The sequence below is a fragment of the Shinella sp. AETb1-6 genome (genome assembly GCF_009826875.1).
Lineage (GTDB): Bacteria > Pseudomonadota > Alphaproteobacteria > Rhizobiales > Rhizobiaceae > Shinella > Shinella sumterensis.
Window position 1 is genome coordinate 113,687 of record NZ_WUMM01000002.1, and the last position, 12,040, is coordinate 125,726.

11 protein-coding genes are annotated in these 12,040 nt (G+C 64.7%); 4 read left to right on the forward strand and 7 right to left on the reverse strand.

Features of this window, described 5'->3' with window-relative positions; all coding sequences use genetic code 11:
* The first annotated feature begins 455 nt into the window (after positions 1-455).
* Positions 456-710, forward strand: a complete 255-nt coding sequence (locus GR158_RS03815) for a GlsB/YeaQ/YmgE family stress response membrane protein (protein ID WP_134649655.1) — start codon at positions 456-458, stop codon at positions 708-710.
* A 53-nt stretch (positions 711-763) separates the two neighbouring features.
* Here GR158_RS03815 and GR158_RS03820 read toward each other — a convergent pair whose 3' ends face one another.
* Together GR158_RS03820 and GR158_RS03825 are read right to left on the reverse strand one after the other, a co-directional pair.
* Positions 764-1,795 (reverse strand): hydroxyacid dehydrogenase, encoded by a 1,032-nt coding sequence (locus GR158_RS03820; RefSeq protein WP_160870070.1) that lies wholly within the window; start codon positions 1,793-1,795, stop codon positions 764-766.
* A 54-nt stretch (positions 1,796-1,849) separates the two neighbouring features.
* Entirely contained in the window at positions 1,850-2,134 is a 285-nt protein-coding gene (locus GR158_RS03825; RefSeq protein WP_134649653.1) for a hypothetical protein, read from the reverse strand.
* Positions 2,135-2,247: 113 nt separating this feature from the next.
* Between GR158_RS03825 and GR158_RS03830 the strand changes: the two genes are divergently transcribed.
* Complete coding sequence (locus tag GR158_RS03830) at positions 2,248-2,874, forward strand: ribonuclease D (RefSeq protein WP_134649652.1); 627 nt, start codon at positions 2,248-2,250, stop codon at positions 2,872-2,874.
* Between the two features lie 96 nt (positions 2,875-2,970).
* A complete protein-coding gene (locus GR158_RS03835; RefSeq protein ID WP_160870071.1) occupies positions 2,971-4,227 on the forward strand; it encodes a hypothetical protein in 1,257 nt (418 codons plus the stop codon).
* A 3-nt stretch (positions 4,228-4,230) separates the two neighbouring features.
* Here the strand turns inward: GR158_RS03835 and GR158_RS03840 are convergent, their stop codons facing one another.
* Together GR158_RS03840 and GR158_RS03845 are read right to left on the reverse strand one after the other, a co-directional pair.
* Positions 4,231-4,566, reverse strand: coding sequence for a DUF6665 family protein (locus tag GR158_RS03840; RefSeq protein WP_160870072.1), 336 nt, complete (start codon positions 4,564-4,566; stop codon positions 4,231-4,233).
* A gap of 56 nt (positions 4,567-4,622) precedes the next feature.
* Positions 4,623-6,005: a nicotinate phosphoribosyltransferase gene (locus tag GR158_RS03845; protein WP_160870073.1), complete on the reverse strand. Its 1,383-nt coding sequence runs from the start codon at positions 6,003-6,005 to the stop codon at positions 4,623-4,625.
* 369 nt (positions 6,006-6,374) lie between these two features.
* On the opposite strand from GR158_RS03845, the gene GR158_RS03850 reads away from it, so the two are divergent.
* The gene (locus tag GR158_RS03850) at positions 6,375-7,907 is read left to right on the forward strand and encodes a hypothetical protein (protein ID WP_160870074.1); all 1,533 of its coding nucleotides are present in this window, start codon (positions 6,375-6,377) and stop codon (positions 7,905-7,907) included.
* 69 nt (positions 7,908-7,976) lie between these two features.
* On the opposite strand, the gene rpsA is transcribed toward GR158_RS03850, so the two are convergent.
* The 3 genes from rpsA to aroA form a co-directional block, all read right to left on the reverse strand.
* Entirely contained in the window at positions 7,977-9,683 is a 1,707-nt protein-coding gene (gene rpsA, locus GR158_RS03855) for a 30S ribosomal protein S1 (protein ID WP_134649648.1), read from the reverse strand.
* A gap of 113 nt (positions 9,684-9,796) precedes the next feature.
* Entirely contained in the window at positions 9,797-10,429 is a 633-nt protein-coding gene (cmk, locus tag GR158_RS03860; protein WP_160870075.1) for a (d)CMP kinase, read from the reverse strand.
* Complete coding sequence (gene aroA / locus GR158_RS03865; protein ID WP_160870076.1) at positions 10,429-11,796, reverse strand: 3-phosphoshikimate 1-carboxyvinyltransferase; 1,368 nt, start codon at positions 11,794-11,796, stop codon at positions 10,429-10,431. Before aroA ends, cmk begins: the two co-directional genes overlap by 1 nt.
* Between the last annotated feature and the right edge of the window lie 244 nt (positions 11,797-12,040).

The following is a 12,040-nucleotide window of genomic DNA, read 5'->3' on the forward strand; positions in this document are numbered from 1 at the left end:
CGATGAGACTCGAATACCGGCTCAGACCCGGTACGACGGTTCGGCATCATGCCTGGGTGAGAAAAGGCGATTTTCCCATTCCGACGTGTAAAGCCATGTTTATGGTTAATTCCTTGCCTGAAGGTTAATAGTTCATTGGCAGCTTCTGGCTTTGCTAAAATTAACGTGGCTTCCTCTCACATCAGCCCCGCGCAAGCTCGCGCGCGTACAACAAGTCCTCAACTGGCAATGACGTCAGAAGGAACGGACAATGATTGTTCTGGGGCTGGGCGCCACTTTGATTGCAGCAACCACGCTTGCGGCAATCTATCTTCTGATCGACATAGACGCGACGCGCGCGCCTGGAAAAGTACGGGTCTTCTGAGCGGCGAGATTTCGCTGCCAGCCCCTTGCTTTCCTTGCAGAGACTGCCAGATTCAGTCCCGACAGACTTCAGCTGTCATAGGGAGCACATCATGGGCATCGAAAGCATTCTCGTATTTCTGATCGTCGGCGCCATTGCCGGCTGGCTCGCAGGCCTTATCGTTTCGGGCTTCGGCTTTGGCCTTATCGGCAACATCGTCGTCGGCATCGTCGGCGCCTTCATCGCCGGTTTCCTCTTTCCCGCCATCGGCGTCAGCCTGGGCAGCGGCATCCTCGCCGCCATCCTCCATGCGACGATCGGTGCGGTGGTCCTGCTCGTGCTGATCAAGGTGATCAAGCGGGCCTGATTTTCCCTTGCGAAACAAAAGGCCGTGGCGGGACACCACCACGGCCTTTTGCATCAGTTGACGCTCACCGGTTTGGAGCGCATGCGCGATACGGTTTCGCGCTCGGCGCGCTTGCAGCGCATCGGCGGCAGTCCGCGATCCATCAGCGCCATATCCTCCAGCACCATGTCGCCCATCCTCTTGAAGGCGACGTCGAGCGCGCCGGCGCGGTGGGCGGAACGCACGAAGCCCTTGAGACGGCGCACCGGATGGTCGAGCGGCAAGGGCTCCTCGGGATAGACATCGCTTGCCGCCACGATATGCCCGGAACCGACGGCATTCATCAGCGCCGGGAAATCCACTACGTCGGCGCGGCTGAGCAGGATGAAGGCCGCGCCCTTGCGCATCGAGGCAAAGGCGTCAGCGCCCAGAAAGCCCTTGTTGTCGCTGGTCACCGATGCCACGACGAAAACGAAGTCGCTCATGGTGAGGACATCCGCAAGGGACGCCGGCTCGGTGCCCGCTTCCCGCAGCAGCGACGGCGGCAGCCAGGGATCGAACACGCGGATCCTCGCGCGGAAGCCGGATAGCACGCGGTTCAGCGCACGCCCGAGATCGCCGAAGCCGATGATGCCGATATCCGACCCGGACAGAAGCCGTGCGGAGGCATTGCCCTCCCCGCCCCACAATTCACGACCCTCGCGGAAATCCACATCCGCATCGATCACGCCGCGCGCGAGGTTCAGCGCCATGGCAAGCCCGAGCTCGGCGACCGGCTCGGCAAAGACCTGCCCCGTCGTCACGACATGGATACCGCGCGCGAACAACACCTCATAGGGCATGTTGTTGATGAGATTGCTCTCGACATTCAGGATGGCGCGCAGCGCCGGCATCCGGGCCAGCGTCTCGGCCGACAGCGGCGGCTGGCCGATGATGTAGCGCGCCTGCGCCAGCACCGCGTCACCGAGTCCGGCGATATTGTCGGGATCGGCCTCGACGATGCGGTAGGTGCGGTGCAGCTCGGCGCGCGCCGCGGGCGTGAAGATAAGGTCCAGTGTGCGCGGCTCGGGCGCGCTGATCACCAATGGCAGGCTATTGTCGGTCATGTCTCCTCCGGATCGTTCCACACGAGTGGTAGCACGAGAACCGAAGGGCCGCGACTAGTAGCCGAGGCCGCGCAGCGCGCGGATGCTGGACGGCGGGAGCACGGTGCTGCTCGACGAAATGCCGTTCTTCTCGCAGACATAGACATCGCGCGGGAGCCAGTGGCGGCTGCCGCTGCGGCGCACATCCACCTTTTGCTCGCAGACCATGTCACCCTTGCTGCTATAGGCGTCGGTCGCATCGCTCGGCACCACGCCGGGCAGGTTTTCGAACACCTGCGCCTGCACGACGGGCGGGGACGCCAGAACGGCTATCATGACGAGGGCGGCGCTTATCTTCATCGTCTTCCCGGCAAAGCCGGCCTTTCGCAATCCATAAAGAGATACCGCTGGCTGGCAACATGCGCTATAGGCCTGCGGATAATTCGACAGCTAAGACATAGATGGGGTTTTTCATGGCAAGTGCAATCCGGTATCATGAAGGCGACATTTCGGCGGCGGATGCCGCGCGCTATACCGGCGCCATCGCCATCGACACGGAGACGCTCGGCCTCATCCCGCGCCGTGACCGGCTGTGCGTGGTGCAGCTGTCTCCCGGCGACGGCACGGCCGATGTCATCCGCATCGCCGCAGGCCAGAAGGATGCGCCGAACCTCGTCGCCATGCTCGCCGATCCGTCCCGCCAGAAGATTTTCCACTATGGCCGCTTCGACATCGCAGTGCTGTTCCACACCTTCGGCGTCACCACCACGCCGGTCTTCTGCACCAAGATCGCCTCGCGCCTCACGCGGACCTATACCGACCGTCATGGCCTGAAGGACAATCTCAAGGAAATGCTCGACGTCGACATTTCCAAGCAGCAGCAGTCGTCCGACTGGGCCGCGGAGACGCTTTCGCCCGCGCAGCTCGAATATGCCGCCTCGGATGTGCTGCATCTGCATGCGCTGCGCGACAAGCTGAATGCCCGCCTCGTGCGTGACGGTCGGCTTGCCCATGCCGAAGCCTGCTTCGCCTTCCTGCCGACCCGCGCCAAGCTGGACCTGCTCGGCTGGGAAGAGACGGACATTTTCGCGCACAGCTGAGCCTTTCCGGCGGCCGAAAGCCCCGGAAATCAGGCGTTACAGGCTTAACGGCCGGTTAACGAGGCCGGTCTATCCTCCGGGAGACTGGAGGCTGCCATGTTGACACCGTTGCAGAGCGCGCAAGCAGGCGCGGCCGTATCGGCCATGCAATCGATCGCCGAGACGCTCGAGGAGCGCCGGCGCGAAGAAGCAGAGAAGGCGAGCGGGCGCAAGGACGACGACGTCCTGAAACGCCAGCAGGCGCAGGTCGCGTCCGATGATACCGCGCGGCAGGCCAACGCGCGCATCAACGAGCACTTCTTCGGCAACAATACCCGCGGCCAGGATACGCTCGCCAAGCTGGTCTCCCGCTTCAGCGCGATGCTGGGCATCAGCCAGGGCGACAGCGAGACAGGCCGGCAATTCGCCCAGCGCCTCACGGATCAGCTGGCGCTGATCGGAAAGATTTCCCTGCCGGCGAAGGGCAGCAATCAGAATGTAACGCTCACCTCCCTCGGCACGAGCCTGTCGGCCGTGCAGCTGGCGATCAAGGGGAACGCGGACGATGCCGCCGCCAACCTCGTCGCCCGCCTTGCCGCTGCGGCGGGTGTGTCGCAGGGCGAGGATGAGCCGGACGCGGATTTCGAGAAGCGCCTCTCCAACCTGCTGACACGCCAGCGCGGCGAACTGCCGGAGACCGTGTCGACGCTCGAGCAGAAGAGCGGGCTGGATGACCTCGGCCTCGAGGCCACCGATCTCGTTGCCGCCATCCGCAATCCCTACGGCGCCGAAGCCCAGCGCGTGAAGGATGCCCTTGCGCAGAAGGCGCAGGATGAAAAGTCCCTCACGCCCGAAATGCGCAAGATCCTCGCGCGTCTGGAGGATACCGCCGATCCGAAATCCATCGAGGAGCTTAAGCTCGAACGGGTGCGGCCCGATCCGACCCGCGTGGAGGATGCGGAGGTCCGCAAGGAGCGGGAAGAGACGATCCGCGCGCTGGAAGCCGGCGAAAAGCTCGACGATGTGAAAGACCTCCAGGAGGCCATCGGTCGCGCCCACGCGGAGGCGACGAAACCGAGGCCCGAGACGAAGACGTCGGGCGACGCGACGACGGACGCCCTCGACACGATCCAGCTCTTGGCCGCCGGTGCGCAGGCGAGCGACGGCCCGGAAAAGACGGCGTCCTCCTCGAATGCCTCCTCTTCTGAGCACACAAGCGACCAGGTCGAAACGACGGAAGATGCGGTGCGAAACCTCGATGCCGCCGGCAACGAGGAGAAGGCCGAGCGGGAAGATGCCAGGAAGGAAATCTTCGCATTGCGCGTGGACGACAACGGCATTTACGACCTGATCACGCGCCAGCTCGTCGCCTGAGGCTCAAGCCTTCTTGCGCACGATCCCCAGCCGGGCGATGACCTCGGGCGGAATGCCGTAACGGCTGATCGCGTCCTTCTGGCTGCGCAGGCCGCACATTTCGCGCTGAATGAAGAACGCCCAGACCTTGTCGGCGGCATCGTCGAGCAGGGCGTCGCGTTCCTCGGGCGGGCATCCGGCGGCAAGGCGCTCGGAAAGCAGCGCCAGTGCCTTCTCGACCTTCAGCCCGTGCCGTCCGAGCGAATCCGCCCGCTCCGACATCAGTTCATATTCAAGGATATTGAGACCCGTTTCCTTGGTGAAGGAAGGGGCAAGTGCCTGGGGCGGACGAACCGTCATCTTCGATCTCCCGTCATGGGGAAAAGATGGAGCGGCCGGCGCGCGGATGCAAGGGATCAGGCGGCGCGGGCGCGTACCGCGTCGAAGGTCCAGTCCTGTAGAAGCTCCCCGTCGCGCCACACCGGCTGCAGCATGTTGGCACGGCCCGCGAGCTGATCGACACGCGCGGCCTCCAGCCCGATATAGCCTTCCACCACCGCCTGCCGGCCGGCCTTCGAGGCTTTCAGGTTCATGGTTGCCGGGCGCTTGTAGACATCATGCCAGGTGCCTGATGTATCCTGCCGGGCATTGGCCTTCATGGCGAAGGAATAGGTGTCGCGGTTGACGCGCTGGAGCAGGCCAGCGCCCATGCCGAATGCGATGTTCTCGGCGGAAAAGCCGAAGGCTTCCAGCCGGCCGAGGATCAGAGCGATATCGGACGACGAGATGCCGTCGCCCTGGATGACGCGCACGCTGTTGTCGAGGACCTTGTAGCCCTTGCCGTTCAGATGCGTGCCGAAGGCATAGGCGAGCTGGCGCACCACCTGCACCGGCGTTTCCACCGGATCGCCGCTGTCTGGGCGCACGACGAGGGTGCCGCCGGCGGTCTGCACACGCTCCTTCAGCTGCTTGCCCCAGATCTCCGCGACGGCATTGTTGATGTCGTAGCTGTCGGAGACCACGGCATAGAGGCCTTTGGCGCCGAACTTGTCGATCATGTTGGCGTAGGCATCCGCCTCGCGGTCCTGGCCCCAAGAGGTCATGGTCGAATGTTCGGAGGCGGGAATGGAAAAGCCCGCCATCTGCGCACCATAGTAGCGGCGCGCATAGAGAACCCCGGTCACCGTATCCGTGCCCATGAAGTTGACGAGATGCGCGGCGCCGCCGATGCCGGCCTGCTCCAGGCTCGTCGTGCCACGCGCGCCGAAATCGTGCAGGCGGAAGGGCAGGACGGAATCGGGATCGTCACAGGTCTTTTCCAGAATCGGCCGGATGATCTGCTTCACCTTGCGGGAGTTCGAGGCGACCGTGCTGGGATACCAGATGGCGCGCAGCAGCGCCGTCTCGATATAGGATGTCAGCCAGTAGCAGGCGGGATCGGTGTTCACCACCTGCACGACCGGCACACCGCGGCGAACCATCGTGCCCTCCGGCAGCGCCTCGATGAGGAGCGGCAGGTAACCGCCATGGCGATTGACGATATGCATCCATCCCTCGCGATTGAACGGCAGGCCATGGGCGAGGACGATTTCTTCCGCCTCGTTCACATCCTGCATCGTCACCGGCTTGGCGAGATACGCCTTCAGGAACATCTGCAAGCCGAAGAACACCACTTCCGCGTGATCGGAGTGACCGCGGGCCTCGACATAGGAGGAGATCGCGCGCGTTTCCGGCGGATATTGCAGGTAATGGCTCAGCTTGTAGCTGTCGGTGTTGAGGATGAGGTTGGTGAGGTTCATCGAAAGGTCTCCGCCGCATCCGCAGTTCCAGCCCGCAAGTGCCGCGAAGATTTACGCGAGCCGAGCATAAGGGGCAAGAGCCGTTTCGGACGGCGCGTGAGGGCGCGTTGCCGGGTTCGTTAGTGTTTCATTAACCATGAACTGTCAAATGTAGGAATCACAGGTTGTTCGGAGTCCAGGGTTTTCCCGTCCGGCCCAGTCAGCGGTTCAGTGCATTGCCGGTCTACCCGCCGCCTCCCGCATGAATACCCGGTTCGCCGGGTCGAAGCTCATCAGCAGCAGCGTCGCGCATGATGCGCCATCCGACGAACGATGGACCATTCTTGGCAAGCTCCTGCGGTGCGCAGGGCATCGGCAAAGGAGGCAGGCATGCTACCGCGCGTGGCACCGACGACCGGCACGGCCCAGACCGCCTCCGCCCTTCCGGCGGGCGTGTCGTCCGATGCCGCCGCCCGCCCGGTGCCGAGCGCCGCCACGCTTGCCAATCTGCGCGCAGACGTGCTGCTTCGCCTCATCGAGACCATGCTGAAGCACATGCCGCCCGCCGCGGAGCCGAATGCCGGCCGCGACCTGCTCGAGACGCTGCTTACCGCCTTGAAGACGGCGCCGGGACGGGAGGGCGAAAACGGCCGCAAGCTCGCCGACCTCCTGGCCAAGCTGCCGCCGGAGCTGCGGCCTGCCGTCGAGAAGCTGATCAACACCGTGCTGTCATCCATGCCGACACGAACCCTCATGGAGATCGTGCGCAATCCCAACGGGCCGGACGCGCAGAAGCTCGCCACGATCATCGCGGCGAATGTGAACACGGCAGCCCTGTCCACCCCGCCCAACGACCGGCAGGCGCGCCCGGTGGGCCTGACCGCGCAGCAGCTGGCGGCCGTTGCACGGCAGGGCACGCCGCCGCTCGCCGACCCCGTGGCCGGCGATATCCGCGCCCTCCAGTCGGCGCTGAAGCGCGTGTTCGACCTCGATACCGGCCGGCCCAGCACCATCGCCGGCCGGACAGGCGATGCGGATGCGGCCCGCCAGCCGACGACGGCGACCAGCCGCCTGCCGGCCGACCCCGGCAGCCTGCCGAAAGCCGAGAACCGCCCGCCCCTCACCGCCGGCCGCGCCGCCGGACAGCCTGTCGAGACCATCGAAGCAGCCCCCCGTCATATGGGCGATGCCGAGGACATCGAGACGACGCTGCCCGCCGCGCGGCGAGGGGGCCAGGCCGGGCGGGCCCAGCTTGCCGTCGGCCAGGTCCTCGCCCGCACCGTGCTGCAAGCCGTTGCGCGCGACATGCCGCCCGCCCTTCTGATGCAGGCGGTGACGCAGTTGATGGAGACCCTATCCCCGGAGGAGGCGAACTTTCTGCGCGCCCTGCTCGATCGGCCGCTCGATCCTTCCGCAGAGCAGGACATAGCACTGGCCTCCGCGGATTTGCCCGAGGAGGCGGTCGAAAGCGCGGCAAAGTCCGCCAAGTCGGCGACGGAGGCGGCACAGCAGCCGACCTCTCTGCCGCAAGCCGCCGATGACGACGGAAAGCCGCTTGCGCTGCCCCAGACGCGCGAGGCCGCGCAGGCAACAATCGCCGATGCGACACCCGAGCGGCTGCTGGCGGCATTGCCGCTGCGCGAAGGCGTGCCCCTCGCCTTCGTTCCCTACCTTCCCGCGGAAGACGAGACCGAGTGGCGAGACGACCGCGAGGCCGAGCGCGAAGAGGCGGCGGAAGACGACGGCTTGGAGGGCGATGACCGGTCCGGCGAAGAGCCCGCGGCGGACGCGGACGGCGAAACCGGTGAGAGCGAGCCGGAAAGTCCCGACATGGCGCGGCGGCGCGAAAAGACGGCGGATATGGTCGGCGTCATCGAGCCCGGACTCGTGTTCTACCAGAAGCTTGGCGAATACTGGACCTGAACCGGAGGCCCAAGAAAAAGCCCGCGGAGATCGCTCTCCGCGGGCTCTTCATTTCAAAGCAAGCGAGGCTTACTCGGCGTTGTTGCGGTTCTTCAGAGCCGCGCCGAGGATGTCGCCGAGCGAAGCGCCCGAGTCGGACGAACCGAACTGTGCGACGGCTTCCTTCTCTTCAGCGATTTCCAGAGCCTTGATCGAAAGCTGGATCTTGCGATCCTTCTTCGAGAAGCTCAGGACGCGGGCGTCGACGGTCTGGCCGACCGAGAAACGCTCCGGACGCTGTTCGTCACGGTCACGCGAAAGGTCAGCGCGGCGGATGAAGGACGTGAGGTCCTCATGGCCGACGAGCTTCACTTCGATGCCACCGTCGTTGATCGCGATGACTTCAGCCGAGACGACGGCATTCTTGCGCAGGTCGCCGGAAGCGGCGGCGTCGCCGACCGAGTCCTTGCCGAGCTGCTTGATGCCGAGCGAGATACGCTCCTTGTCGACGTCAACATCCAGAACGACAGCCTTGACGACGTCGCCCTTGTTGTACTCCTCGATGACCTGCTCGCCCGGACGGTTCCAGTCGAGGTCGGAGAGGTGCACCATGCCGTCCACGTCGCCTTCGAGGCCGATGAACAGACCGAATTCGGTCTTGTTCTTGACTTCGCCTTCGACTTCCGTGCCAGCCGGGTGGCTGTGCGCGAAGGCCTGCCACGGGTTCTCGAGGGTCTGCTTGAGACCGAGCGAGATGCGGCGCTTCGTCGGGTCGACTTCGAGAACGACCACGTCGACTTCCTGGCTCGTGGACAGGATCTTGCCGGGGTGAACGTTCTTCTTCGTCCAGGACATTTCGGAGATGTGGATCAGGCCTTCGATGCCCGGCTCCAGCTCGACGAACGCACCGTAGTCGGTGATGTTCGTGACCGTACCGGAGATCTTCTTGCCGGTCGGGTACTTCGTGCCGATGCCATCCCACGGATCCGACTCGAGCTGCTTCATGCCGAGCGAGATGCGGTGGGTTTCCTGGTTGATGCGGATGATCTGAACCTTGACCTGCTGGCCGATGGACAGGATCTCCGACGGATGGTTGACGCGGCGCCAGGCCATGTCGGTGACGTGCAGCAGGCCGTCGATGCCGCCGAGGTCGACGAACGCACCGTAATCGGTGATGTTCTTGACGACGCCGTCAACAACCTGGCCTTCTTCGAGGTTCTGAACGATTTCAGAACGCTGCTCGGCGCGGGACTCTTCGAGGACCGTGCGGCGCGAAACGACGATGTTGCCGCGACGCTTGTCCATCTTGAGGATTTCGAAGGGCTGCGGGTTGTGCATGAGCGGCGTGACGTCGCGGATCGGACGGATGTCGACCTGCGAACGCGGCAGGAAGGCAACGGCGCCGTCGAGATCGACGGTGAAGCCACCCTTGACCTGGTTGAAGATGACGCCTTCGACGCGCTCGCCGGCTTCGAACTTGACTTCGAGCTTGGCCCAGCTCTCTTCGCGGCGAGCCTTTTCGCGCGACAGAACGGCTTCACCAAGCGCGTTTTCGATGCGCTCGACATAGACCTCGACTTCGTCGCCGACCTTCAGCGTGCCGTCCTTGGACTTGGCACCGAATTCCTTCAGCGGAACGCGACCTTCAACCTTGAGGCCGACGTCGATGATGGCGACGTCCTTTTCGATCGCGGTAACGATACCCTTGGCAACATAGCCTTCGGCGAGATCGTTGGACGCAAAGGATTCCTGCAGAAGGGCTGCGAAATCTTCGCGCGTGGGGTTTGCTTGAGACATTGAAACTCCTGATGTGCCTGTAAGGCACGGGCGCCGGGGGTTGGTGTTGGTGATGAACGAGGCGCTATCCGCTACCCTTCGGCAGCAAATCCGGCGCGGGGACAGGCTTCGTTCTAGTCTTTAAGGACAGCGTCGATGATCGACTTTGCCGCAGAAAACGCCGCCTCTATACTCATTTCCGAGGTATCGAGCAAGTGCGCATCGTCAGCGGGCTTCAGCGGGCTGTCCGCGCGCCCCATGTCGCGTTCGTCGCGGCGGCGGATATCCTCCAGGATCGTCCCGTAATCGGCCACCCCGCCGCCGGCCACGATCTCGTCGTAGCGGCGCCTGGCGCGCACCTCGGCCGACGCCGTCACATAAAGCTTCACCGGCGCATCCGGGCAGACGACCGTGCCGATGTCGCGGCCGTCGAGCACCGTGCCGGGCTCGCGCATCGCAAAGCCGCGCTGCGCCTCGACAAGCGCCCGGCGCACCGACGGCATGACCGCGATCTTCGAGGCCGCCTCGCCGATGGCGTGGGCGGACAGGACGGCGCGGTCGAGCCCCGCGAGATCGAGGCCGCGGGCGACATCGGCCGCGACCGCCTCGTCATCGAGCGGCAGGCCGCGATCGAGCAGCGCCTTCGCCGTCGCGCGATAGGTCAGGCCGGTATCGAGATGATGAAAGCCATAGACCTCCGCGATACGGCGCGAGAGCGTCCCCTTGCCGGCGGCAGCGGGACCATCGATGGCGATGGTGAACGTCATCAGGCGGCCTTGACGTCGGAAAGCTCGATCTTCGCGCCAAGCCCGGCCATGAGGTCCATGAATTCGGGGAAGCTGGTCGCGATCATCGTCGCGTCGTCCACCGTGACGGGATGCTCGGAGACGAGGCCCATGACGAGGAAGCTCATGGCGATGCGGTGATCGAGATGCGTGTCGACGGCGGCGCCCGCGGCATTGCCGAGGCCCTTGCCATCCGGCCGGCCACGCACGACGAGCGAGGCTTCGCCCTCGTCGCAATCCACGCCGTTCAGCTTCAGGCCCTCGGCGACGGCGGAAAGGCGGTCGCTTTCCTTGACGCGCAATTCGTCGAGGCCGTTCATGACCGTCGTGCCTTCCGCGAAGGATGCGGCGACGGCGAGCACCGGGTACTCGTCGATCATCGACGGCGCGCGGTCTTCCGGGACCGTGACACCCTTCAGCACGGAGGAGCGCACGCGCAGGTCCGCCACGTCCTCGCCGCCGGCAAGGCGCGGGTTCAGCACCTCGATATCGGCGCCCATTTCCTGAAGGGTCAGGATGAGGCCGGTGCGCGTGGGGTTCATCAGCACGTTGAGAATGGTGATGTCGGAGCCCGGAACGAGCAGCGCCGCCACCAGCGGGAAGGCCGTGGAGGACGGATCGCCGGGAACGTCGATGATCTGGCCGGTGAGCTTGCCGCGGCCTTCGAGCCGGATGGTGCGAACGCCGTCGGCATCCGTCTCGACCGTCAGGTTCGCGCCGAAGCCCTGCAGCATCTTCTCCGTGTGGTCGCGGGTCATGATCGGTTCGATGACCGTGGTGATGCCGGGCGTGTTGAGGCCGGCGAGCAGAACCGCGGACTTCACCTGGGCGGAGGCCATCGGTACGCGGTAGGTGATCGGCGTGGGGGTCTTGGGACCGCGCAGCGTGACCGGCAGGCGATCACCCTCGGCGGACGTGACCTGCACGCCCATTTCGCGCAGCGGGTTGAGCACGCGGCCCATCGGGCGCTTGGTGAGCGAGGCATCGCCGATGAAGGTCGAATCGAAGTCGTAGACGCCGACAAGGCCCATGGTCAGGCGGCAGCCCGTGCCGGCATTGCCGAAATCGAGCGGCGCTTCCGGCGCAAGCAGCGCGCCGTTGCCGACGCCATTGATGATCCAGGTATCGCCGTCCTTGCGGATCCTGGCGCCCATGGCCTGCATCGCCTTGCCGGTGTTGATGACGTCTTCGCCTTCCAGGAGGCCGGTGATGCGTGTTTCGCCGCTCGCCAGGCCGCCGAACATGAAGGAACGGTGGGAAATCGATTTGTCGCCGGGAATGCGGACGGTGCCGGAAAGGCCGGAGGATTTGCGGGCGGTTGCGGGCCGTGCATGGGCGCCGTGCGACATGGGCGTCTTCCTTATATGGTCGGCTCTCCGCCAGGCACTCCGGGGAGATCGCGCGCTTGCTATCACAAACGATTTAAAGCGTCATCCTCCCGCCGAAAAACATTCGGCCCGAATGCGCGCTCCGTCGCACCCTCAGTTTCGCTTTGACAGGATAGCGCAAGACGATTAAGGGGACCGGCTAATCATTTTCCCTTTAACGCGCCGGTCACCCGGCCCCGCCTGAGACAATCGGCACCTGAGAGGC